Annotated in this window: 23 protein-coding genes; 16 read left to right on the plus strand and 7 right to left on the minus strand. The window is 70.0% G+C overall.

All coding sequences use genetic code 11. From position 1 onward, the window contains the following. Nucleotides 1-189 precede the first annotated feature (189 nt). Together ACWGJY_RS14295 and ACWGJY_RS14300 are read left to right on the plus strand one after the other, a co-directional pair. A complete protein-coding gene (locus ACWGJY_RS14295) occupies nucleotides 190-378 on the plus strand; it encodes a hypothetical protein (protein WP_453261093.1) in 189 nt (62 codons plus the stop codon). A gap of 373 nt (nucleotides 379-751) precedes the next feature. Beyond that, nucleotides 752-1,147 (plus strand): DDE-type integrase/transposase/recombinase, encoded by a 396-nt coding sequence (locus ACWGJY_RS14300; protein WP_453261179.1) that lies wholly within the window; start codon nucleotides 752-754, stop codon nucleotides 1,145-1,147. A gap of 3 nt (nucleotides 1,148-1,150) precedes the next feature. Here the strand turns inward: ACWGJY_RS14300 and ACWGJY_RS14305 are convergent, their stop codons facing one another. Further along, on the minus strand, nucleotides 1,151-2,266 hold the full coding sequence (locus ACWGJY_RS14305; protein WP_453261094.1) for a hypothetical protein: 1,116 nt from the start codon (nucleotides 2,264-2,266) through the stop codon (nucleotides 1,151-1,153). Between the two features lie 1,079 nt (nucleotides 2,267-3,345). Between ACWGJY_RS14305 and ACWGJY_RS14310 the strand changes: the two genes are divergently transcribed. Beyond that, on the plus strand, nucleotides 3,346-4,476 hold the full coding sequence (locus ACWGJY_RS14310; RefSeq protein WP_453261095.1) for an RICIN domain-containing protein: 1,131 nt from the start codon (nucleotides 3,346-3,348) through the stop codon (nucleotides 4,474-4,476). A gap of 556 nt (nucleotides 4,477-5,032) precedes the next feature. On the opposite strand, the gene ACWGJY_RS14315 is transcribed toward ACWGJY_RS14310, so the two are convergent. After that, complete coding sequence (locus ACWGJY_RS14315) at nucleotides 5,033-6,457, minus strand: amidase (protein ID WP_453261096.1); 1,425 nt, start codon at nucleotides 6,455-6,457, stop codon at nucleotides 5,033-5,035. Nucleotides 6,458-6,503: 46 nt separating this feature from the next. Here ACWGJY_RS14315 and ACWGJY_RS14320 point away from each other — a divergent pair, with 46 nt between their 5' ends. Continuing rightward, a complete protein-coding gene (locus tag ACWGJY_RS14320; protein ID WP_453261097.1) occupies nucleotides 6,504-6,629 on the plus strand; it encodes a hypothetical protein in 126 nt (41 codons plus the stop codon). 430 nt (nucleotides 6,630-7,059) lie between these two features. Here the strand turns inward: ACWGJY_RS14320 and ACWGJY_RS14325 are convergent, their stop codons facing one another. After that, nucleotides 7,060-7,971, minus strand: coding sequence for an SDR family oxidoreductase (locus ACWGJY_RS14325; RefSeq protein WP_453261098.1), 912 nt, complete (start codon nucleotides 7,969-7,971; stop codon nucleotides 7,060-7,062). Nucleotides 7,972-8,096: 125 nt separating this feature from the next. Between ACWGJY_RS14325 and ACWGJY_RS14330 the strand changes: the two genes are divergently transcribed. The 3 genes from ACWGJY_RS14330 (at nucleotide 8,097) to ACWGJY_RS14340 (ending at nucleotide 11,234) form a co-directional block, all read left to right on the plus strand. Next, nucleotides 8,097-8,669 carry a TetR/AcrR family transcriptional regulator gene (locus tag ACWGJY_RS14330; RefSeq protein ID WP_453261099.1) on the plus strand — a complete coding sequence of 191 codons (573 nt, stop codon included), beginning with the start codon at nucleotides 8,097-8,099 and terminating at the stop codon, nucleotides 8,667-8,669. Nucleotides 8,670-9,549: 880 nt separating this feature from the next. Next, on the plus strand, nucleotides 9,550-9,858 hold the full coding sequence (locus ACWGJY_RS14335; protein WP_453261100.1) for a hypothetical protein: 309 nt from the start codon (nucleotides 9,550-9,552) through the stop codon (nucleotides 9,856-9,858). A 422-nt stretch (nucleotides 9,859-10,280) separates the two neighbouring features. Beyond that, nucleotides 10,281-11,234, plus strand: a complete 954-nt coding sequence (locus ACWGJY_RS14340) for a DUF5996 family protein (protein WP_453261180.1) — start codon at nucleotides 10,281-10,283, stop codon at nucleotides 11,232-11,234. A 50-nt stretch (nucleotides 11,235-11,284) separates the two neighbouring features. Here the strand turns inward: ACWGJY_RS14340 and ACWGJY_RS14345 are convergent, their stop codons facing one another. Beyond that, on the minus strand, nucleotides 11,285-12,160 hold the full coding sequence (locus ACWGJY_RS14345) for a glycosyltransferase family 2 protein (protein ID WP_453261101.1): 876 nt from the start codon (nucleotides 12,158-12,160) through the stop codon (nucleotides 11,285-11,287). Between the two features lie 262 nt (nucleotides 12,161-12,422). Here ACWGJY_RS14345 and ACWGJY_RS14350 point away from each other — a divergent pair, with 262 nt between their 5' ends. The 3 genes from ACWGJY_RS14350 to ACWGJY_RS14360 all read left to right on the plus strand — a co-directional run bounded on the left by ACWGJY_RS14350 (nucleotide 12,423) and on the right by ACWGJY_RS14360 (nucleotide 14,107). Further along, entirely contained in the window at nucleotides 12,423-12,785 is a 363-nt protein-coding gene (locus ACWGJY_RS14350) for a cupin domain-containing protein (RefSeq protein ID WP_453261102.1), read from the plus strand. A gap of 321 nt (nucleotides 12,786-13,106) precedes the next feature. Further along, nucleotides 13,107-13,514 (plus strand): thioredoxin, encoded by a 408-nt coding sequence (gene trxA, locus ACWGJY_RS14355; RefSeq protein ID WP_453261103.1) that lies wholly within the window; start codon nucleotides 13,107-13,109, stop codon nucleotides 13,512-13,514. Next, on the plus strand, nucleotides 13,511-14,107 hold the full coding sequence (locus tag ACWGJY_RS14360; RefSeq protein WP_453261104.1) for a histidine phosphatase family protein: 597 nt from the start codon (nucleotides 13,511-13,513) through the stop codon (nucleotides 14,105-14,107). The genes trxA and ACWGJY_RS14360 overlap by 4 nt, the downstream gene beginning before the upstream one ends. A gap of 246 nt (nucleotides 14,108-14,353) precedes the next feature. On the opposite strand, the gene ACWGJY_RS14365 is transcribed toward ACWGJY_RS14360, so the two are convergent. Next, on the minus strand, nucleotides 14,354-15,385 hold the full coding sequence (locus ACWGJY_RS14365) for a rod shape-determining protein (protein ID WP_453261105.1): 1,032 nt from the start codon (nucleotides 15,383-15,385) through the stop codon (nucleotides 14,354-14,356). A gap of 140 nt (nucleotides 15,386-15,525) precedes the next feature. Further along, nucleotides 15,526-16,185: a hypothetical protein gene (locus ACWGJY_RS14370; RefSeq protein WP_453261106.1), complete on the minus strand. Its 660-nt coding sequence runs from the start codon at nucleotides 16,183-16,185 to the stop codon at nucleotides 15,526-15,528. A gap of 184 nt (nucleotides 16,186-16,369) precedes the next feature. Here ACWGJY_RS14370 and ACWGJY_RS14375 point away from each other — a divergent pair, with 184 nt between their 5' ends. Then, complete coding sequence (locus tag ACWGJY_RS14375) at nucleotides 16,370-16,639, plus strand: hypothetical protein (protein ID WP_453261107.1); 270 nt, start codon at nucleotides 16,370-16,372, stop codon at nucleotides 16,637-16,639. 440 nt (nucleotides 16,640-17,079) lie between these two features. Beyond that, the gene (locus tag ACWGJY_RS14380) at nucleotides 17,080-17,457 is read left to right on the plus strand and encodes a DUF1330 domain-containing protein (protein WP_453261108.1); all 378 of its coding nucleotides are present in this window, start codon (nucleotides 17,080-17,082) and stop codon (nucleotides 17,455-17,457) included. Nucleotides 17,458-17,798: 341 nt separating this feature from the next. Here ACWGJY_RS14380 and ACWGJY_RS14385 read toward each other — a convergent pair whose 3' ends face one another. Further along, complete coding sequence (locus tag ACWGJY_RS14385) at nucleotides 17,799-18,230, minus strand: MarR family winged helix-turn-helix transcriptional regulator (RefSeq protein ID WP_453261109.1); 432 nt, start codon at nucleotides 18,228-18,230, stop codon at nucleotides 17,799-17,801. Between the two features lie 88 nt (nucleotides 18,231-18,318). On the opposite strand from ACWGJY_RS14385, the gene ACWGJY_RS14390 reads away from it, so the two are divergent. From ACWGJY_RS14390 to ACWGJY_RS14405, 4 genes are all read left to right on the plus strand, one after another. Then, on the plus strand, nucleotides 18,319-19,338 hold the full coding sequence (locus tag ACWGJY_RS14390) for an NADP-dependent oxidoreductase (RefSeq protein ID WP_453261110.1): 1,020 nt from the start codon (nucleotides 18,319-18,321) through the stop codon (nucleotides 19,336-19,338). A 222-nt stretch (nucleotides 19,339-19,560) separates the two neighbouring features. Next, nucleotides 19,561-19,989, plus strand: coding sequence for an organic hydroperoxide resistance protein (locus tag ACWGJY_RS14395; RefSeq protein WP_453261111.1), 429 nt, complete (start codon nucleotides 19,561-19,563; stop codon nucleotides 19,987-19,989). A 336-nt stretch (nucleotides 19,990-20,325) separates the two neighbouring features. Beyond that, a complete protein-coding gene (locus ACWGJY_RS14400; protein WP_266105129.1) occupies nucleotides 20,326-20,451 on the plus strand; it encodes a hypothetical protein in 126 nt (41 codons plus the stop codon). A 362-nt stretch (nucleotides 20,452-20,813) separates the two neighbouring features. Then, nucleotides 20,814-21,815, plus strand: a complete 1,002-nt coding sequence (locus ACWGJY_RS14405) for a LacI family DNA-binding transcriptional regulator (protein WP_453261112.1) — start codon at nucleotides 20,814-20,816, stop codon at nucleotides 21,813-21,815. The last annotated feature ends 186 nt before the right edge of the window (nucleotides 21,816-22,001 follow it).

Raw genomic sequence — 22,001 nt, forward strand, 5'->3', positions numbered from 1 at the left:
GCACCGAGCCCGTCGGATCCGAGCCGGCGCCGAGGCCGAAGCGCCGCACCTTCACCTCGGAGTACAAACTGCGGATCGTCGCCGAGTACGACGCCGCGCCCAGGAACGAGAAGGGCGCGGTCCTGCGCCGGGAACGGCTCTACCACTCGCATGTCAAGGAGTGGCGGGCCGCCCGGGGCGCCGGGGCCCTTGGAAAGCCTGGTCGACCGCCGGACCAGCCCGGCCCGCGCGAAGAAGTCCGCCGCGGAGGTGGAGAACGAGAAGCTGCGGCAGCAGGTGGAGCGGCTGCAGAGGGACCTGGCCCGGAACAAGGCCGCACTCGAGGTGATGGGAAAAGCTTCCGCGCTCTTGGAAATGATCTCCGAGAGCGCGGACTGAAGCCTGCCGCAGATCCTGTCCTGGACGCCGCGTTCACCGGTGTCCAGGACCAGCTGGGCATCACGGCCGCGTGCCGGCTGACCGGCCGGTCCAGGGCGACCCACTACCGTGCCCTCAAACCCCCGGCGCCGCGTAAGACCCGCACCGTCCAGACGCAGCCTTCGGCCCTGACACCCGAAGAACCCTCTTTAGTACTGGAGTTGATGAACAGCCCCGCATACGCGGAACTACCGCCCGCGCAGATCTGGGCCCGCGAACTGGATGCCGACCGCTACCACTGCTCCGTCTCCACGACGTACCGGATCCTGCGTGAGCGGGGCAGTCAGGCGAGCGCCGCCGTCAGGCGACCCACCCGGCAAAGGCCGTACCCGAACTGGTCGCTACCGCCCCCTCGCAGGTCTTCACCTGGGACATCACCAGGCTGGCCGGCCCGGACAAGTGCATCTGGTACCACGCCGACGTCATCATCGACATCTTCAGCCGTTACATCGTCGGCCACAACGTCGAACGCGCCGAATCAGCAGAACGGGCCGAGGAGCTGATCCGCGAGGCCATCGAACGCAACGGGATCGTGCCCGAGACCGTCCACGCCGATCGCGGCACCCCCGCAGGTGCGGGGACCACCCGATTCCGACCTTGGCCAGGGCGGTGGTCCAGGGACCAACCCCGTCTGCGCGGAGAGGACGCCTTGCCGGTGTCGGCATGGGTATTGCCGACCAGGCTGCCCCCGTATGCGCCTGTGGGGCGCGAACGGGACCAGTACCGGTGAGCCTCAGGAATCCTGCAGGGCACGGAACGAGTCGAACCAGACGGTGGTCCGTCCCACCCTTCCGTTTTCCTCCCTGACAGTGCGGTTCGCGTACAGGGGGTTGAGGATCCACGGCTCCTTGGCAGCGCCCCAGCCCGTCTGCATGGATTCGATCTGCACCACCCCGTAGGTGGCCACCGCGAGCTTCCCGGTCTCCCGGAACATCCGCACCTGCTGCGTCAGATAGTCCTTGTGGGATGCGAACCACGGACTCATCGCGAGGAAGTCGTCCCACCTCTTCTGGGGGAAGGGCTTCTCGAACGCGTTGCCGATCACCTGCCACACACGGGTGTTCGGGGGCACCTTGTACTTCTCGGCGTAGGCCGCCGGGATCGTGTCGCTCATGTGGTTCTCCCAGCGCTGCACCAGGGAGAACTCCGTGGTGAGGAACTTCTTGTTCTTGTCCAGGCGGGACACGACGTACTGGACGTACCTGCCGGCCGCCTGCAGGGAGTCGACGTGCGGATGGATGTCGAGGCCCTCGATCTCCGGATTCCTGTTGACGAAGCCGACCCACCGCTCGGTGGCCTTCGTGCGCCCTTCCTTCTTGTCGAGGCGGGTGAGAGCCCCCATGTACAGGCGGGTGCCGCAGCCCTGCGGGAAGTTCTTCCGGCGGTAGGCGATGACGTGTTCGGCGACATGCTCGTAGAACACATTGAGGCGCGCATCGCGCTCGTCTTTCATGGTCTCGAGGAAGGGCTCGTTGCCGATCGTGAGGATGTCCACCTTCCCCATGACAGCGTGCAGCACCCGGTCCACGCGCTTCAGCTGCGCTCCCATCTCCTTGCTGCCCACCTTGGGAAGCGACTGCCCGAGAGTCAGGAAAGGGAACTTCAGCGAGAGGACCGTCTTGAAGCCGTTCCCGCTCGCGTCGAGCAGCCTGGCGATGGACCGTTGCTGGGCCGGGGCGTGTGTGTCGAAGTAGTCCGTCATCGGGGCGAAGCCGCGCACCCACTTCGCCGAAAGGGCCCTCACCTGAGCGAAGTTCATGTCGGAGGGGTCCTCGTTGAAGTTCACCCCGAGCGCGCCGTTCGGCGCCTCGCCCGTGGATGCGCCGCCACCCTTCGCGTCCGGCTGCACACTCCCCTCCCCGCCCGACTGCTTACCCCCCGTAGGACTGCATGCCGCTGTGAGGAGGGCCGCGCCGGACACTCCCAGCAGCCGGCGACGCGAGGTCGGCCTCGCGAGGGAGGGCGTGCCGGACGTGTCAGGCTGCGCGGACGACTCGTACCGCATTGCTGTTCTCCGATTCTGGTGAAGTCGTTGATTCTGGTGACGTCGTTGCCGGCCGTCGTCCCCACCGGCGTCGTCTATGGCGCGCGCCTGTCGGGCGGAGGTCGCTGAGCTCCCTTTGCCGACAGGCAGCTTTATCCTCCGTCGACGCCCCGGCGTCGGTCCGTGCATGATCAACGTAGTTCATCGGAACCGGAGCACGGGCTCGGCTCCCCCTGCCGGAACAGCATGCGGACCCGCTGGGGACACCGCTTGCGGCAGCGGCAGCCGTACGTGTGCGCTCCGCGGGCGCGGGTGCACCGCCGCTGGGAAGGCCCGGCTGGATGAGGGCCGGGACTCGCCGAGATGCCGGGCGATGCGGAGTCACTCGGGGCGAACGACGCGTTCAGGCCGGAGGTGTGGCAGCGCGGGACGCCCGAGCCCGACCTGCCACCGGCAGCGGCGTGCGCGAGGCCCGACCGCTTGCCCGCAGCGCCCGCCTTGGTGTCGACCTTGGTACCGGGGCCCGCCTGGGCCTCACGAGTCGAACTCGCCACTGAAGTCATCCGCCGAAAGAACCTGGACGGGCCGCTGTCACAGGGCTGACCGCCGGTCATCACGGTCCGGCGCCGCAATCGAGTGCGTTATCCGTCAGATGAAGGATGTTCATCCGGCCGCCCGCGCCTACGTTGTCGATCGTATTACGGCAGATCAGACGGATCAGACGGATCAGACGGACCAGGTGGACCAGGTGGACCAGTCGGACGGGGTGAGCTGCTGTCCTGCCACCGCCTTCGGCCACCGCCTTCCGCCACCGCCTTCGGCCTGGAGACCGTGCCGCGGATACCGCTCGGGGCACCTGACCCGGCCCCACGAGCACGGCTTACGGAAAATGAGGAAAAGGAACCATGACCGTTGAGATGACCCCCCGGAGCCCGGGGCCGCGTATGACCGCCGCGGTGCTGGCGGTCCCGGTTGCGGCGCTGGGAATCGTGCTTTCGCCGCTCAACACGGTGGCCGCGCACGCGGACACCGGAAGCATCGCCACAGAGATCCCTGTCTCCATATCCACGTCGGCGCAGAACGGCTCCCTCGCACTCCGCTGGGGCAACGAGTACGCCGGTGGGACGACCTATGACCTCTGGAACAAGGACGACTCGGCACAGCAGAAATTCAAGATCGTTCCCAATGACGACGGCACCTTCCGGTTGATCAACGGTAATTCCAGCAAGTGCCTCGATCTGTCCAGCGCTACCTACCCCGATGACCTCAGCGAGTCGGGCTGCGGTGACACCGATGCGCAGAAGTGGTATCTCCAGCCGGTGAGCGACGCAGCTGCCGACGCGGGTACGTATCTGATCCGCCACGTCGGCGACAACAAATGCATGAAGCCCCTTCACAGCATGGGCGCTGCCTCCATAATCGGAGCCCGTGACTGCAGCCGCGGCGACGCGACGCAGAATTGGAGCCTCGCCGCCGGAACCGGGGATGCGCAGCTGCGCACGCTGGCCACCGTGTACGCCCTGAAGCAGTTCGACAACAAGTCGGGCGTCATCCCGATGGCCGACTACAAGGTGGATGACAGCACCACAGCGACCCTCGGCGACTTCCAGAACGTGACGGCCGACGGCGGGCGGGTGGTGAACGGCACGAGCGACATCATGGACAAGCAGGTGAGTTGGAGCCAGACCACTGGCTACACCTACACCGCGGGCGGATCCGTCACCACCACGGCAGGTGTGACCTTCGGTCCGAAGGACGGGCCCGTGCAGGGGAAAGTCGACGTCGCGATCCAGGGCAACTGGTCGAACAGCTGGCGGACGGACAACACACAGGGCGGATCCGCCACCATCCACGTCAAGCCGAATCAGTACGGCTGGTTCCTGCGGGCCCAGCTGACGAAGAAGGTGACCGGCACCTGGACGATCACCAACGACCTGGGGAATTCGTGGACCGGCGCCGGTACCGCCACCGTCCCGGCGAAGGAGGGAACCGACTCCAAGAACAGCGACTTGATCGGTTGCAGTTCTGACAGCGCTCTGCAGGTCTGCAAGGACCACGATCCCGGGCGCGCGTAGCACCGTCCGCCCCAGCGGAAAGCCAGGTCAGACGGGGGTCAGACGGGGGTCTGACCTGGTTTTTCGGCTGAGCCGCCGTCGGGTTCCGAACCCGGGACCCAGGCATGACGAGGACACCAAGGGCCGTCCCGTGACGGCTGGTCGTGGTGCCACGATCTTGCTGTGTCCGGTGCGATCACGGCGTCGGAGCCGTCCTGGACAGCGCCGTTCACTGGAGGAACCAGCACACGGACGGGGATGAGGTGAGACAGACCTCGGCCCGGTAACGGGCCTGGACCGACTCGTCAGCCGGCCATGCCGCCCACTCAACCGCAGGAATGCGCACGGGCATTGGCTCGCCGAACAGGGCGAGCTGTTCGTCAGCAGAAGCGGGCCCGGACCGCACCGCGGAGAGCGGGAACAGTCCGGGCCCGCAAGGTCTCGATGACCTCCTTCGCACGGGCGGCGGTAACAGGCCTCGCGTCGCGTGCCAGGTCCTCCACCGTGATGCCCACTCGGCCAGGCCGCTGTGTTCGGTGGGCGCGGGCACAGGCCGGCGGCCTGTATGCCGGTCGCGTCAGGTGAGGTCGGGGCTGCGGCCGTGTACGGGGCTGACCGTTTCGAGGGCGCTGCCCAGGCGCAGGATGGTCGCTTCGTCGTACCAACGGGAGACGAGTTGCACGCCGACCGGCAGACCGCCGCCCGTCGTCCCGAACGGCAGGGCCAGCGCGGGCAGTCCGGTGAGGTTGAAAGGAACGGCCGCCCGCATGATGCCGCGTGCCGGGACGGTGACACCGCCGGCCTCGAACTTGCTCAGGGCGTGCGGCGGGGCGGGAATGGGGCACACCGGGCACAGCAGGGCGTCGTAGCGCTCGAAGTACCCGGCGAACATGGAGCTGAGCCGTTCGACCTGCTGCTGTGCCGCGACATAGTCGGCCGGCTCCACCTCCGGCGCGGCGAGCGTCCGCTGGAGGAGGGTGCCCAGCTCTGATACGCGCCCGTCGGCGGCCTTGCGGAAGTACGGCACGATCTCAGCGGTGTACAGCACCGCGCTCAGGGCTGTCGCGTCGAGGTTTTCCAGACCGGCGGGAGCGGCGGGCTCCACGACGCAGCCGAGGTCGCGCAGCGCGTCGGCCGCGGCCGCCACGGTGGCGGTCACTTCGCTGTCCACCGGACCGAAGGCGGGCTCACTCGCCCAGCCCACCCGCAGCCCGGCGAGCCGTGGCGGTTCGCCGGCCGAAGCCGGCCGCGGGGACGGCAGCGCCTGGCGAACGTAACCGTCTTCACCATCGGGACCGGCGAGGACGCCGAGCGCGGTCGCGATGTCCCGCACGCTGCGGGCCATGGGACCCACGTGCCAGTACCGGCGGGGCACCTCGGGCCAGTGTCCGGTGACAGGTATCCGGCCCCGGGTGGCTTTCAGCGCGACGATGCCCGTGTCATGAGCGGGGCCCCGCACCGAGATGGCGACGTCACTGCCCAGTCCGAGCGGGGACATCCCCGCGGCGATGGCGGCCGACTCGCCGCCGCTCGACCCGCCCGGAGTGCGTTCGGCGTTCCAGGGATTGCGGGTCCTGCCGACGAGCGGGTTGTCCGTCTCGGTCCAGTAGGAGAACTCCGGCAGGTTCGTCTTGGCCAGGGGAATGCCCCCGGCAGCCCGGAGCCGGGCCACCGCGGTTGCGTCAGCGTCCGCGACATGGTTCTTGAACAGCGTCGAACCGCGTGTGGTCACCACACCGGCCACGTCCAGCGAGTCCTTGACCGTGAAGGGCACGCCGTGGAACGGACCGACGGCCGCGCCGGCGGCCACGGCCTCGTCCGCCGCTTCCGCCATGGCGAGCGCCTGTTCGGCGAGCACCGTCACCGTGGCGTTGACCTTCGGGCCGACGGCCTCGATCCGGTCCAGGTGCGCGCGTGCCACCTCGGCAGCGGACACCTGCCGGGTGCGGATCAGTGCGGCTATCCCGGTCGCGTCCCGCCTGTGAAGCTCGTTCTCGTCCATCGCTCCTCCTGGAACCCATGCTGATCGACAACACTCGGCATTACGTGTGCGCGGGCAGAACAAGAAGGCCGCCCGCGACGAGGCAGAAGAGATGCCAGTGATCGCCGGCTTCCTGCTGCGGCGTCTCGATATCGAGGATGCCAAGCGCAAGGACGACGAGCCGGGTAAATGATCAGGCTCGCCCTGAAGCCGCTCGGCGGCCGGCACGAACATCGAAGGCTCCCGCGCCAATCTGAAGCGCCTGGTCAAGCTCGACATCCTCACCGAGGACGACGCCGGCAGCCCCTTCGCCACGAAGCAGTATCCGACCGGGCACCGCGATCAGCAGCCCTGCCTCGCCCCGAAGGTTCGGGCGACGGGGAGGGTGAACCTGCCGGCCGCGGCGTGCCGGGCGAACTCGCCGAGTACGTCGTCGACGCATGGGTACCTGCTCCTGGAGCACGTACCCATGCCTACCTGCTCCAGGAGCGCGTACCCATGCGTACCTGCTCCAGGAGCGCGTACCCATGCGTACCTGCTCCAGGAGCAGCACGTCGTTCGGTTCGCCGTACTCGCGAAAGCGGACAGTTCTCACGGCGGGGCTCAGGATCGGTGTGAGGTGGTCAGGAGGCCGGCGCGGCGAAGTAATCGCCGTGCTCCAGGTCGTCGAGCAGTGTCGGATGGGTGGGCGACCAGCTGAGCAGTTCCTGGGTGCAGGAGCTGGAGACGGGCGCATCGAAGCCGTAGACAGTGGCCATGAACGGACTGGGGAAGTGCGTGGCAGCCTCGTCCGGGGTCAGCGAGACCGCGGGCAGATCGAGGCCCCGGGCGATCGTCTCCGCGATGCTCTTCAGGGTGACGCCGCTTTCGGCTACCCCGTGCAGCACGCTGCCTGCGGGAGCCTTCTCCAATGCCAGGCGGAACAGGATCGCCGCGTCGAGCCGATGTACCGCAGGCCACCGGTTGCCGCCGTCGCCGACGTAGGCCGACATGCCGGTCCTTCGTGCGGTGGCGACGAGCATGCCGATGAAGCCGTAGTCCCCGGGGCCGTGGACGGTAGGAGCGAGCCGGACCACGCTCGCGCGTACTCCCCGGGCGGCGAAGCCCAGACAAGCTCGCTCGCCCGCGATACGGAAGGCGGCGATCCCGGCCGTGTCGGGCTCGTCCTTCTCGGTGGTCTCCCGGCCGGCGGCCATGACCAGCGTGCCCGAGGTGATGACCAACGATTTGCCCGAGTGTTCCAGCGGTTGGCCGAGCGTCTCGATCGCCGTCCGGTCGCGCCTCATCATGTCGTCGAGGTCGGAGAAGTCGCCGCCGTAGGCCATGTGCAGGACGCCGTCGGCGGCTTCGGCACCGCTGCGCAGGCTGTCGAGGTCGTCCAGGGAGCCGCGGTGTGGTGTGGCGCCCAGCGACTCCAGCCGAGCGGCAGCCGTATCCGAGCGCGCCAGACCGGTGACGGTGTGGCCGGCCGCGATGAGCTCAGCGACGACGGCGGGGCCGGTCAGGCCGGAGCCACCGGTAACAAAGACATGCATGAATCACTACTCCCCCATTTGATGTCAGTGACTGGCGCTACGTAGCGCCAGTCACTGACCCTACGTAGCGCCAGTAACTGGCGTCAAGTAGTGTCGGTCACTGACACATGCGGTATCCTCGGGGGGTGCCACGGAGCGGAGTAGAAGCGCGTCGCCGCCTTGAGCAGGCGGCCCTGGAGTTGTACCGGGAACGGGGGTTCGGCCAGACCACCACGGCTGAGATCGCCGCCCGAGCCGGCGTCAACGAGCGCACGTTCTTCCGGCACTTTGCGGACAAGCGCGAGGTCCTGTTCGCTTTTGAAACCACCGCGCGAGAGGCGCTGGCCGAGGCCCTCGCCGCCGTTCCCGGTTCCGTCCCGCCGCTCGCGACCTTGCTGCAGGCATTCCGGGCGATGGTCCCCTTCCTCGAGAGCAACCGCGAGCCCTCGGAGCACCGGCATCACGTCATCACCGCCACGCCCGCGCTGCGCGAGCGTCAGCTCGCCAAGGCGGCGCTGTTGAGCGACATTGCGGCTGATGCCCTGCGCGCGCGGGGGGTCCCGACCCGTCGCGCAGCCTTGGTCGCGCAGATTGGCATGGCAGCGTTCGGCCAGGCGAGACAAGCCTGGTTCGACGACCCCTCACAGAGCGTGGACGCGTATCTCCTCCAAGCCTTCGACGACCTGCGCACCCTCTCCGCGGCCGTCCCACATGGCTAGGGGGCCCGCTGTTCCAGGGGGCCGGTTGAAGCGGTCAGCCGCAGGACCCTGGTCGACGTCGCCATGCGGGCCGCCTCCGGACTTCTGGAAGTCGTTGCCGCGGGAGCGGTGGGCGCGGTCGCTGTACTGCCGGCAGTGCCCGGCCGCGTTCCCGCGGGAGGGCGCGGTGAGCATCCGTGGAGCGAGCCAAGCCCCGCCATGGGTTGGCGGGGCTTCGGTGTTTGACGTGTCGAACAGATCTGCAATCTGAGTAGCCGGCTTGCCCGTCGGCTGTTCGTCAGGCCGGTTTTCGGTGCTTTTCTTTCATCTCCACAGCGCCGGAAGATGCATTGATGTGGACGATTACGCTCGATTCCTTGCAGGTGACCATGAGACGCCAGACGGCGTGCCACTTGGAGTGGTTTTGCACAGCAAGCATTTCTCCCACTTCGACCCTTTCGGATCCTGGCACGGAGCTCTTGGCGAGCTGGAGTCACGTCGGGGCGTTTTCGGCCAGCACGTGTCTCCTGCGCATTCCCAGCCGACTTGCCCCACCGGCGTACCGGCGTCAGTCAGCGCCACCGGGAGGAGGCCCGAGTAGCAGGAGCTACCCAGACGCTCATATGGCGGCGTAGAGGGCCGGCTTCCCCTCGTCCGTGATCTCCCCGAGTGTGGTGCGTGACGGGAGGGTAGTGGCAGGGTCGGCCTTGGGGCTGGTGGTGCTGGTGGTGCTGGTGGCGCTGGGCGCACTGGCTGCTCTGACGAGGGCTACAGCGATGCCCCGCCCTCCGCGGGCGGGGCATCGCCTCGGCGGCGCATACCGCGTCCATTCGTTTAGTGATCGTTTATTGAGGCTCGGCAGGATGTGAAGTGTCGAGAAGGATCCTTCACAGGGGACGGTATGGCCAAGCTGTATCTGGAGAAGCTCAAGTGCGTCACGATTGAGGGCTGGAGCGGCTTCGACGAGCCGAGGCTTGTTGTCCAGAATCGTGGCACTGTGTGGAATGGGACGGTGCTGGGAGACCGGATGTACACCGTCAAGTACGACTGCGACTTCACGGGAACGATTGCCGTCTCTCTCGGGGAGGCCGGCGGCACAGCCGGGGATGGCAGGCTCGGGCAGCAGTGGATCACGGATACGCCTGGTGAACGCAGCCTGCACTTCAAGGCAGATGGTGCTGAGTACAACCTGCTGTATGCGGTGGAGTAGGTAGCTCGAACTGCACCAGCCAGACGCGCCGCCGGCCTCGGACGGAGCGCCGGCGGGGGGAACGCAAGGCGCCCTGCCCCCGTCTGGGCGGGGCCTCTTCGTCGGCGGCTCCGGTCAGCCCTCGGCGGGGTCCAGGAAGACCGGTGAGCTGTCCAGCAGGATCGGACGGAAATGTCCGGCCCTCCGGTGAAGTCGCAGGTGAAACGCGTTACCGGGAGAGTCTTCCCGGGTGAGGGCGGGTGCCGCACCTCGGATACGTCCCCTACGGGATCCGCCCACCATGACCGGTCGGTGTGCCGCGGGAATGCCGTTGGGCCTCTTGGGTTTGACGACGTGCCGTACCTGTCCGGGCGTGGTCATCATGGTCGTCCAGGACCCGTCCGGCCGTCAGGAGCGCTGGGCGGGAAGGGCAGGTGATGACGATGGAGCTGTTCCCGCCGATCCCGTTCGCCGAATGGCGGGACACCAAAGAGACACTTCATCGCTTCGCTCAGATCGTGGGGAAGGTCCGGCTGGCCGCCAGTCCGCGGCGTAATCACTGGTGGAACGTGCCGTTCCATCTGACCGGGCGCGGCACCACCACCCGTCCGATGGGACAGCTCGACGGCAATCCGATCTTCACGATGGACTTCGACTTCGTCGGCCACCGGATGGTCGTCGCGACGCTGGACGGCCGGACGATCTCGTTCCCGCTCGTCGGTCGGTCCGTGGCGTCCTTCCACGACGCGGTCATGGAGTCGCTGGCCGCGCTGGGTGTCCGGGCGGAGCTCGACATCCCCCGGCCGTTCGACCTGCCCGACGCAGCCCGGCCGTTCGCCGAGGACACCGAGCATGCGACCTACGACGCCGGGCATGCCACCCGCTACTGGCAGGTTCTCAGTCAGGTGGCGTCGGTGCTGGAGGAGTTCGCCGCGGGCTATTCGGGGAAGGCCAGCCCGGTGCACCACTTCTGGCACACCTTCGACATCGCCCACACCCGGTTCTCCGACCGGCACGTCGACCAGCCCGGACAGGTCGACCCGGTGACGCGGGAGGCGTACTCCCGGGAGGTCATCAGTTTCGGCTTCTGGTTCGGCGACGATTCCTTCGCGGCGCCCGCTTTCTACTCCTATACCGCGCCGGAGCCCGCGGGGCTGGCCGAGGAGCCGCTCGCGCCCGCGGCGGCACAGTGGGCCGACCGCGGCGGCAGCCATTTGGCGGTGCTGCCGTACGACGAGGCCCGTGCCGCGGCCGATCCCCGTGCCGCCGTGCTCGGCTTCTATGAGAGTGCGTATCAGGCCGGTGCCCGGCGTGCCGGATGGGACCGTGAACGGCTCGCCTGTCCGGGTGGGGTGACCGACCCGTATCTGCGGGCGGAACGAGGGGAGACCCCTTAAGCGGAATGAGGGGAGCCTCCTTAAGGAGAGACCCCTTGAGGAGAGACCCCTTAGATGACCGGCGGGCGGCCCAGTCTCGTCATGCGCCATACCGTGCGCCAGCGCATCGGCCGTCGCCGTCCGCACGGGGTCCGTACCCCCTCCGCGAAGCCGGCGGCCCAGGCGCGCAGGCCCGCGACCGAGCGGCTGCGGACGGCGGTCAGCAGCGCCCAGACGCCGAGGTAGAGCGGCACCAGGAGCGCGGGGAGGTGCCGTTTGGCCAGCCATACGCGGTTTCTGGCGACCATGCGGTGGTAGACGGCGTGCCGGGTGGGCGAGGTGTACGGGTGCTGGAGCACCAGCTCCGGTGCGTAGCGGATGTGCCAGCCGTCGTCCAGGGCCCGCCAGGCCAGGTCGGTTTCCTCGTGCGCGTAGAAGAACTCGTCGGGCCAGCCGCCGATCCTGTCCAGCATCGGGACGGACAGGGAGTGTCCGCCGCCGAGGAAGGTGGTGACCAGACCGCCGCGTGCGGGGTCGCCGACGCGCAGGCGGGGGATGTGCCGGCGCTGGGTGCGGCCCAGCTCGTCGGCGATACGGAAGCTCACGATCCCCAACTTCGGGTCGCGGGTGTGCAGTTCCGCCAGCCGGCTGAACACGTCCGGACTGATCAGCAGGCCGTCGTCGTCCAGGTCGACCACCAGGTCGAGGTCCCCGAGCTTGCGCAGCTCGTCCAGGGCGACGTTGCGGCCACCGGAGACGCCGAGGTTGTCGCTCAGTTCGACGCCCTTCGCGCCGTGCGGGAGAGGGGGGAGCGGCGAGCCGTTTCCGATGACCACGATGTGCGCCGGCGGGAGGTCCTGCTTGGCGACCGAATCCAGCAGTGCCTGCAGTTCGGCGGGACGGTTTCCCATGGTCAGGATGGCGACGCCTACGCGCAGATGACGCACAGAAGAATGCTCCGTTCTTGGCGGTCCTTTCGGGATGCTAACCGTCGGGGGAGGCGACTGCGTGCCACGGCACCTCCCCGGCGACGTCCCGGCGGCATTCCGGCCGGGTGCCCGCGAGGGAGCGTTTTTCCCGCGACGCGGTGGCCGGGTACTCCGGTGCGGCGCACCATGGAAGGACCAGGGGGTGATGCACGGATGACCAGGGGGGAGGGGGAGGGAGAACGGATGACCAGGGGGAGGGGGAGGGAGAGAGGAAGCTCTCATGATGGAAGTCAAGACGGTCGACAAGCCGGATGAACGGCGCGACTTTCCCCGGGGTCACCTCGAAGCCCTGCACCTCACCGGACTGGACTTTGCCGTGGCCACCTTCGAGCCCGGCTGGCACTGGACGGAGTCGGTGGGGCCGATCGCCGGAACCGAGAGCTGCGAGGTCCACCACAACTGCTTCATGGTCCAAGGCCGTATGCGTATCAGGATGAATGACGGCGCGGAGTCCGAGGTGGGCGCCGGCGACGTCTTCGTCCTTCCGCCCGGTCACGATGCCTGGGTCGTGGGGGACGAACAGGTCGTTCTGTACGACTTCGCGGGCGGTATGGCGACCGATTACGCCAAGGCGAAGAGCTAGCTGGTGGCGCGGTGCACTGCGGGGAGCGTCGCTGCGCGGCCTCCCCGTAGTGCCCCGGGGCGCTCCCAGCAGTGCCCCGGGAGGGGGTGGGGCCAGGAGCGCGGGGGAGCGCTCTCGGCGCCGCGGCGGAGGCGGGCGGGCGGCGTGGCGTATCCCACGTCGGACGTGGGGTTCCCCACGTGAATTGCCATGTCTAGGAATGCGAGGGGTGGGCAGGGGTGCGGGACGGTCCGGCGTGCGGAATACGTCACGGGTTGTGCCCGTTACCGCAGCCGGAGACCGACTGGCAATCGTCGACCGACCGGAAGCAGGGAAACACGCATGAGCACCATCGAGCTCACCAAGGAAAACTTCGACGAAATCGTCTCCGGCAACGATTTCGTCCTCATCGACTTCTGGGCCGAGTGGTGCGGTCCGTGCAAGCAGTTCGGCCCCGTCTTCGAGCGGTCGTCCGAGACGCACGACGACCTGGTGTTCGCCAAGGTCGACACGGAGGCGCAGCCCGAGCTGGCGCAGGCCCTCCAGATCCAGTCCATCCCGACGGTGATGATCGTGCGGGAGAACATCGCGGTCTTCGCCCAGCCGGGCGCGCTGCCCGAGGAGGCCCTGGAGGACGTCATCGGCCAGGCCCGTGCGCTGGACATGGACGAGGTCCGCGCATCGGTCACCGAGGCCCAGCAGAGCGAGCAGGCGCAGGCGGAGCAGGGACAGCAGGCGCAGGGCTCGTGAGCGACCTCCTTCTGGTCCGGCACGGCGAGACCGAGTGGAGTCGGGACGGCCGGCACACCAGCTGGACCGATCTGCCGCTGACCGCGTGCGGTGAGGAGCAGGCCCGCGCACTGCGGCCGCTGCTGTCGGACCGGAAGATCGGGCCGGTGTATGCCAGCCCGATGAAGCGGGCGCTGCGCACCGCCGAGCTGGCGGGCCTGGACCGCCCGCAGACCGACGCCGACCTGCGGGAATGGGACTACGGCGGTTACGAGGGCATCACCACCGCCGAGATCCACCGCAGCCGGCCCGGCTGGTATCTGTTCTCCGACGGCGTGACCGAGGGGCCCGAGGGACATCCCGGGGAGTCGCCGGAGCAGGTCGGGGCCCGTGCCGACCGGGTGCTGGCGCGGATCACGGCACAGCTCGCCGCCGATGAGGGAGATGTGGCGCTGGTGGCGCATGCGCACTTCCTGCGGGTGCTGGCCGCCCGCCGACTCGGGCTGCCGGCCGCCGCGGGCGGGCTGTTCACGTTCGAGACCGGGGCGGTCTGCGTCCTGGGGACCGAGCACGAGCGCCCCGCCGTGGTCGCCTGGAACGCCCGGAGTCTGTAGGGCTCGCGGCGGTCGTGAGCGCCTGGCCCGTCACGTCCGGGTCTGTAAGGCCCGCGGCAGTCGCGGACGCCGGCCCGTCACGTGCGTGCGGAGTCCGTGGTGCCGGGCGGTGCGGCGGTCTGGCAGCCCGGCGGTGCGGCGGTCCGGTAGCCCGGCGGTGCGGCGGTGCGGCGGTGCGGCGGTGCGGCGGTCCGGGGTCCGGCAGCCCCGCGGCCCGGCTGACGAGGCCGGCCGGGCGCGGCGTCGTTACGGGGCCATCGGATCGAGGTGCAGGGGTTGCACCTTGCCCTCGATCATGGCGCCGAGCCCCATGACCGCACAGGTGTCGGGGCGGTCCGCGGTGTGCACCGGCATGGTCGTGGCCTGATGGATCATCGGCTCCAGTCCGGGGATCAGCGCGCTGCCGCCCGCGAGCACGATGCCCCGCTCCCCGAGGTCGGCCACCAGATCCGGGGGGCAGCGCCGCAGCACCGCCCCGATGCCGTCGAGGATCGCGGTCAGCGGAGTGGTGATGGCATCCCGTACCCGCTCGGTGTCGACGTGGACGGAGCGCGCCATCCCGCTGACCACGTCCCGGCCGTGCACCTCGGTGGAGCCCGGGGTGAGACCGTCGCCGCCGGAGAGGATCAGCTGCAGCGGCCGTACCGCCTGCCCCGCCAGCATCAGCTCGTGGTGCAGCCGCAGATGCTGGACCACCGCGTGGTCAATGGCGTTGCCGCCCACCGGCACGGTCTCCGCGGCCACGATGGACCCGAGGGAGAGCACCGCGACCTGCGTGGTTCCCGCGCCGCACACCACGATCATGGTCGCCTCGGGCTGCTCGACCGGCAGTCCGGAGCCCACCGCGGCGGCGACCAGGGTGTCGACCAGTTCCACCCGCCGCGCCCCCAGCCCGGTGAGCGTCTCCACGGCTGCCCGCTGCGCCAGCGGCTCGCTGCCGTACGGGAGGCAGACCGCGGCCCGCATCGTCGGCCGACGCCGCCAGGTCTTGCGCAGCTTGTCGCCGACCAGGGTGCGCAGCAGCCGCTGGGCCATGTCGATGTCGACGATGGTGCCGCCGGAGACCGGGCGTACCACACGGATGTAGTCGGGGGTGCGGCCGTCCATCACCTCGGCCTGGGCGCCGACGGCCAGCAGCGCCCCGGTGCGGGTGTTGATGGCGGCGACGGTCGGCTCATCGACGACCAGCCCCTGGTTCTTCACATACACCCTGGTCCGGGCCGCTCCGAGGTCGACGGCGGCCGAGCACCGCCGCAATTGGGCGAGGCTGATGGTCATGGGTGATTCCTCCCCGTTGGGCCGGTATGGACGGAGCGTTCGTGCGGCCTGTTCACAGGGACCGCTCGTGCGCCATCCTCCGGTCGTGCGCGGCGGGCCGCCTGCTGGGAAGGTCCGGTCGGGGGACGGGGAAGGGGCGGTTAGGGCGAAGGAGTGATGTCGCGGTGGTCTGCCGGTGCGGCGGGGGCCGGTCCGGTCAGCCGCTGGTACAGCCCCCAGGTGAACTCGGGGACGATGTCCCGGGGCGTGCCGTCGGGGCCGGGGGCGGTGCAGGACAGCCGCCAGCGGTTGGGTGCGCTGCCCTCCATCGGGCGGGCCGGTGCGAAGGCCTGGGCGACCTCGTCGACCGTGCAGGACCAGGGCGCCAGATCCTCGGTCGTCCGCAGGTCAGGGGCGGTGGCGCCGGGTGCCCGGACGAGCCAGGCGTTCCAGACGGCGCCCCGGGTGCCGGTGAGGACCTCGAACCGCAGATCGGGCCAGAGCGGAACGGGCCAGGACAGGGCCTCGCAGGTCAGGTCGCCGATGCGGCGGGTGGTGACGGTTTCGGGGGTGCCGAGCAGCGCACGATACGGCCGGACGCCGCCGCTCGCCCGCGGGACGTGCATCCGTGCCTGCCAGCGACGGTTGGCCTCGCGCAGATCGGCGCGGGAGACCCGCAGGGTGCGCAGGGCGTCCTCGACCAGGCCGGGGTGGTGGTCGGCCATCCGGCGCAGCAGGACGAGCTGGAAGGCGACCGGTCCCGGCAGGCCCGAGGGGGTGCCGGGGCCGGCGGGCGGGTCATTGTCAGGGGTGCCGTTCATGAGGGACATGCTCGTGGATGGCGTGCGCTCCCGGGGGCTGGGGGCCGGGGGCTGGGGGCCGGGGGCTGGGTCCCGGGGGTGCCGGGGAGCCGGGAGGGGCGCCGCCGGGGCGGGAGGGCACGGAATCGGCGTGGGGGCGTAGTGGCGTGGAGGCGGAGCGGCGCAGAGGAGTTGAGGTGCAGAGGTGCCGAGGCGTTGGGGCGAGGCGCTGCTGGCTGCGGCACGGGCCGCCTTCGCCGGCGGACTGCAGACGGCGGTGCTGGGTGCCGCGGGCGTCATGGTCTGCGCCGCGGTGCCGGCGCTGACACTGCTGCGGGGTCTGCGGACAACGGGAGTTGAGGGGGAGCCGCAGGCCGGCGGGGCGATCGGAGTGATCGCGCAGCAGGGTGCGGGCGTACCGGCGGGGGAGGGGGCGGCCGGTACGCCCGCACCCCGGCGGAGCGCTGCCCGTTGATGGCATCCGTCCGCAGGGTGGCCGGGCACCGGGTGGCCGCCCCTCGGGAAGCCGCCAACGCCGCGGCGGGTGGCGGTCCGTACGACCCGGCCCGTCGGCCCGCGTGCCCGTTGGCCCGTCTGCCCGCCTGCCCGTCGGCAGTGAGTCGCTGGGCATCGAGTGCCACGCGCCGAACTCGGGGGACCTCGCCTCGCCCACTTCGGCCGCCTCGCCCACTTCGCCCGCCTCGCCTCCCCGTCCCGGTCCCCCGCGGTGAAGCGGAGGGAGCCCTACACTGGGGTGGAAACGGGCGAAACCGCTGAATTCGCCTCACCCGATGGGTGGTTCCGTCGCGGAGCGGTCCAGTTCCGCGGGTGTCGCCGTGTCCCCCGCGGCGGGGCGGCAGGCGGCAACTGTGAAGTGCCTCTCGGTACTTGCCGCGATACGCTGGAGGGTTTGAGATGAGCGCCTATTTGATCAATCACCTGCGTATACCGGGCGGTGTCCCGAACGAAGCGGGCCTGGCGTATCTGGAGCAGGTGGAGGACACCGTCAAGGCGTACGGCGGCAAGTGGCTGGCGCAGGGCGAGGCGCAGGTCGTCGAGGGGGCGTGGCCGGGCCTGGCGGTCCTCCTGGAGTTCCCCGGCATGGCCGACGCGCAGAACTGGTACCACTCGCCCGAGTACCAGAAGATCTTGCCCCTTCGCGCCAACAACGCCGTCAGTGACCTGATCTTTGTCGACGGTGTCGCCCCCGGGTTCACGGTGGCCGGCTTCGCGCAGCAGATCCGGGCCGCGTCCGGGGCGGCGTCCGGGGCGGTGCCCGGAGCCGAGGGCTGATCGCCCATGACCACCCCCTCCGGGCTCTGCTGATCGTTGCCATGGACGTGGCGTCCGTGCGGGCCGTGGAGCGGGGCGATCTGTCGCTGACGCTCGCGGCCGACGCACCGCTGGGCCTCGGACGAGCCGGTGCTCGCCGCCCTTGCGGAAGCCGCCGGGGTCTGCGACAGGCCGGCCGGGGACTCCCCGGGCGTGGCCGACGAGCAGGTGTCGGCCGTGCTCGCCGCCGTCGATGAGGCGCCCGGCGAACTGGCGGAAGAGCGGGAGCGGCGCGGCCGCAGGCGCGACGAGGCGGCGGTGAACAACGTTCAGCGCGGGCTGGTGACGGCTGTCCGCCCGGCTCACCCGGGCGCGACGCCCAGCATCCGCTGCAGCAGTTCCTTCAGCAGCGTCCGCTCGGCGACCGTCAGGTGGCCGAGCGGTTCCCGGGCGAAGTGGAGCGACGTACGCAGCGCCTTGGCCGTATGTGCGCCCTCGTCGGTCGGGGCGGCGAGCTTGACGCGGCGGTCGGCCGGATCGGGACGGCGCTCGACCAGGCCGCGGGACTCCAGACGGTCCACGATGCCGGTGACGTTCGACGGCTCGCACTTCAGACGCTCGGCGATCTTGCGCATGGGCAGCGGCTCGACGCTGAGCAGGCTCAGCACCCTGGCCTGGGCGCCGGTGAGGGAGTGGTCGGCCGCGGCATGCTCGTACTCCTCGTGGTAGCGGGCGACGACGGTGCCGATGAGCTCGACGACCTCGACGGTCAAGGAGTCTGCGCGGGGAGTCATACACAGGAGGATACCCATTTACTTGACAACATGAAATATCGAGGAGCATGGTTGTTTCAGTACCTGAAGCTTTTGGAGGATCGTGCTTATGTCCGCACTGCCCACGACCGGCCGCGAATGGCACCTCGTCGCCCGCCCCCACGGCTGGCCCACCCCGGAGGACTTCGCGCTGCGTGAGGCCGCGGTGCCCGAGGTCGGCGAGGGCCAGATCCTCGTCCGTACGCAGCACTTCTCCGTCGACCCGTACATGCGCGGCCGGATGAACGATGTGAAGTCCTACACCCCGCCCTTCCAGCTCGACCAGCCGATGGACGGCGGCGCGGTCGGCGAGGTCATCGCCTCGCGCGACGCTTCCCTCGCCGTCGGCGACCATGTCCTGCACGGCCTCGGCTGGCGTGAGTACGCGGTCCTGGATGCCAAGGGCGCCGCGAAGATCGACCCGTCGCTGGCTCCGCTCACCGCCTACCTCGGTGTGCTGGGCATGCCGGGCCTGACCGCGTATGCGGGTCTGCTGGAGGTCGCGTCCTTCAAGGAGGGCGAGGCGGTCTTCGTGTCCGGTGCGGCCGGCGCGGTGGGCAGTGAGGTCGGCCAGATCGCCAAGCTCAAGGGCGCCTCCCGGGTCATCGGCTCCGCGGGCTCCGACGAGAAGGTCAAGCTCCTGGTCGAGGAGTACGGCTTCGACGCCGCCTTCAACTACAAGCACGGCGCTGTCGCCCAGCAGCTCAAGGAGGCCGCACCGGACGGCATCGACGTCTACTTCGACAACGTCGGCGGCGACCACCTCGAAGCGGCCATCAGCTCCCTCAACGTCCATGGCCGTGCCGCCATCTGCGGCATGATCTCGGTGTACAACGCCACGGAGCCGAGCCCCGCCCCGCGCAACCTCGCGATGGTGATCGGCAAGCGGCTGCGTCTGCAGGGCCTGCTGGTCAGGGATCACACCGCGCTGCAGCCGCAGTTCGTCGAGGAGGCCTCCGCCTGGATCCGCTCCGGCGAGCTGAAGTACAGCGAGACCAAGGTGGCCGGTATCGAGAACGGCGTCGAGGCGTTCCTGGGCCTGCTGCGCGGTGAGAACACCGGGAAGATGATCGTGAGCCTGGACAGCTGACAGCTGACGGCTGACGGCGGTCCTTGCGGCCGGGCGGCGCTTTGCGGTCGTACGGTGGCCGTTCCGGCCGGGCGGTGGCCCTTGCCGGGGGCCGCGGTGGGCGGCCCGGCAGGGCCCTGCCGGGGAACTCGTACTGGAAGCCGTCCTTGACAAGGGATTAGGCTCGCGGCAGCCGTCGCGATCCGTGGGCGCGAGTCGCGGCGAACCACAGGAGGATTGGGTATGTCCATCCAGACCGTCGACGTCGTCTACACCGCCGTCGCCACCGCGGAGAACGGCCGTGACGGCCGCGTCGCCAGCGATGACGGCAAGCTCGACGTGATCGTCAACCCGCCCAAGGAGCAGGGCGGCAGCGGCGCCGGCACCAACCCCGAGCAGCTCTTCGCGGCCGGCTACAGCGCCTGCTTCCAGGGTGCGCTGAGCGTCGTCGCCCGCCGGGAGAACGTCGATGTCTCCGGCTCCCGGGTGACCGCCAAGGTCGGCATCGGCAAGACCGCGGACGGCGGCTTCGGCCTCACGGTCGAGATCTCCGCCGCGATTCCCGATGTGGACGCGGCCACCGCCGAGGACCTCGTGGCGAAGGCGCACCAGGTGTGCCCGTACTCCCGCGCGACCCGCGGCAACATCGAGGTCAAGCTGACCGTCGGCTGACGCACGGCTGCACCGGCATTCCGGGCAGGGGGCCGCATCCCGCGAGGGGGTGCGGCCCCCTGCCGTATGCCGTCCGCGACGGGATGTGGTCCTGCGTCCGAGGCGAGGTGCGGGGCCGCGCCCGCGCCACGGTGCGGGGGCCGCGATCCGTGACGCCGTGCGAGGGGGCAGCCCGTGGCAGGGTCAGGGAGGCCCCGTGACGGGTTCAGCGTCTGCAGGGCGTCAACTCGGGCTATTCTCAGGGGGCTTCACCACGTTCCTCCCCACAACTTCGCCCGCGGTCCGCCGGCGGAGGCCCTGGCCTCCGGGGCCGGTCCGGAGGGACGAGGAGGAGCGATGGACGATCAGAACACGGAGCAGGAGAGCGACCGATGGGCCCCGCCTGACAGGTGGCAGGTCGTTATCGGGGTGCTGGGCCTGCTGGTGGCGATCGTCGCGTGTGTGGGGCAGTTCGCCCGGTAGGTGCCGGGTGGGCCCCAGGGATCCGGACACGGCCGGTGCCCGTCGTCGAGGCGGGACGGTCAACGGGGGAGTGCCCGGGTTCGGGAACGGGGGAATGCCCGGGTTGGGGAACGAGGGAATGCCCGGGTTGGGGAACGGGGGAGTGCCCGGGGTCGGGGTGTACCGCACCTCCACTACCGCACCTCCACACCCCCCGCCCACTCCGGTGTGACGCAGGCCACGTTCGCCGCATCTTGACGCGCCTGCCGTGTAATCGATTTCGTAGCCCCCACGAATTGCTCAGGAAATCGATTACATGTCGATCATGCGCACCCGCTCTCCCACACGGTGAGCGCGCGCACGGACAGAACGGCAACGGCGCCATGGCGAACATCAAAGATGTGGCAGAGCGGGCGGGAGTCTCCGTCGCCACGGTCTCCCGGGTCCTCAACGGCCACAGCCCGGTCGCCGAGACCCGTGAGCGGGTGCTCGCCGCCGTACAGGAGCTGGGCTACCGCCCCAACAATGTCGCCCGCGCGCTGCGCACCGCACGGACCGGCGCCCTCGGCCTGGTCATCAGCGATCTCACCAACCCCTTCTTCACCGAGCTGGCCGACGCCGTCGAGGACGAGGCCCGCAGCCTCGGCTACAGCCTGGTCATCGGCAACGCCGGCGAGCGCCCCGCGCAGCAGGACGACTACATCCGCACCCTGCTCGACCGCCGGATCGACGGCCTGCTGGTCAGCTCGGCCGGCACCGGCTCGGCGATGCTCCGCGAGGTCGTCGCCTCCGGCACCCCGCTGGTCCTGCTGGACCGCACCGTGCCCGGTATCGACGCCCCCTGCGTACGCGCCGACGGCCGCGCCGCGCTCACCGACCTCGCCGCCCATCTCGCCGCCGTCGGCCGCCGCCGCCCAGCGATCATCGTCGCCCCGGCCGGCACCCCCACCGGCGACGAGCGCCTCGACCTGTTCCGTACGGCGCTGGCCGGGCACGGCATCGCCCTGCCCGACGATCGGGTCGGCGCCACCCCCGACCTCCAGCACACCGGCGGCCGGCGGGTGATGAGCGACTTCCTCGACCTCGCCGAGCCGCCGGACGCGGTGCTGGCCACCGACAACCTGATGGCGCTGGGCGCGATGGACGAACTCCGCGCCCGCGGACTGCGGGTGCCCGACGATGTGGCGCTGGTGGTCTACGACGACGTGCCGTGGTTCGCCCACACCGATCCGCCACTGACCGCCATCGCCCAGCCCACCCGTGAACTGGGCCGGGCCGCCGTCCACACCCTGCTGGAACGGATCGAGGGCCGGCCCGCCGACTCCGTGCTGCTGCCGGCCCGGCTGGTCACCCGCCGCTCCTGCGGCGAGGCGCCCGCCCCCTGAGGGGCCCGGCCCGGTACCCGTCGAGCACGCCCGTCGAGCACGCCCGTCGAGCACGCCCGTCGAGCACGCCCGTCGAGCACGCCCGTCGAGCAGGCCCGTCGAGCAGGCCGGTCGAGCAGGCCGCCGGGCAGGCCACCGGCACCCGGACCCGTCACCCGGACCCGTCACCCGAATCAGCCATCACAC

This window comes from Streptomyces sp. NPDC054765, from assembly GCF_053612065.1.

Bases quoted from the DNA above. Each gene is read 5' to 3' on its own strand.
- ACWGJY_RS14310 (WP_453261095.1), top strand. From the start codon at position 3,346: ATGACCGCCGCGGTGCTGGCGGTCCCGGTTGCGGCGCTGGGAATCGTG.
- ACWGJY_RS14315 (WP_453261096.1), bottom strand. From the start codon at position 6,457: ATGGACGAGAACGAGCTTCACAGGCGGGACGCGACCGGGATAGCCGCA.
- ACWGJY_RS14325 (WP_453261098.1), bottom strand. From the start codon at position 7,971: ATGCATGTCTTTGTTACCGGTGGCTCCGGCCTGACCGGCCCCGCCGTC.
- ACWGJY_RS14335 (WP_453261100.1), top strand. From the start codon at position 9,550: ATGGCCAAGCTGTATCTGGAGAAGCTCAAGTGCGTCACGATTGAGGGC.
- ACWGJY_RS14340 (WP_453261180.1), top strand. From the start codon at position 10,281: ATGGAGCTGTTCCCGCCGATCCCGTTCGCCGAATGGCGGGACACCAAA.
- ACWGJY_RS14350 (WP_453261102.1), top strand. From the start codon at position 12,423: ATGATGGAAGTCAAGACGGTCGACAAGCCGGATGAACGGCGCGACTTT.
- trxA (WP_453261103.1), top strand. From the start codon at position 13,107: ATGAGCACCATCGAGCTCACCAAGGAAAACTTCGACGAAATCGTCTCC.
- ACWGJY_RS14365 (WP_453261105.1), bottom strand. From the start codon at position 15,385: ATGACCATCAGCCTCGCCCAATTGCGGCGGTGCTCGGCCGCCGTCGAC.
- ACWGJY_RS14370 (WP_453261106.1), bottom strand. From the start codon at position 16,185: ATGAACGGCACCCCTGACAATGACCCGCCCGCCGGCCCCGGCACCCCC.
- ACWGJY_RS14380 (WP_453261108.1), top strand. From the start codon at position 17,080: ATGAGCGCCTATTTGATCAATCACCTGCGTATACCGGGCGGTGTCCCG.
- ACWGJY_RS14385 (WP_453261109.1), bottom strand. From the start codon at position 18,230: ATGACTCCCCGCGCAGACTCCTTGACCGTCGAGGTCGTCGAGCTCATC.
- ACWGJY_RS14390 (WP_453261110.1), top strand. From the start codon at position 18,319: ATGTCCGCACTGCCCACGACCGGCCGCGAATGGCACCTCGTCGCCCGC.
- ACWGJY_RS14395 (WP_453261111.1), top strand. From the start codon at position 19,561: ATGTCCATCCAGACCGTCGACGTCGTCTACACCGCCGTCGCCACCGCG.
- ACWGJY_RS14400 (WP_266105129.1), top strand. From the start codon at position 20,326: ATGGACGATCAGAACACGGAGCAGGAGAGCGACCGATGGGCCCCGCCT.
- ACWGJY_RS14405 (WP_453261112.1), top strand. From the start codon at position 20,814: ATGGCGAACATCAAAGATGTGGCAGAGCGGGCGGGAGTCTCCGTCGCC.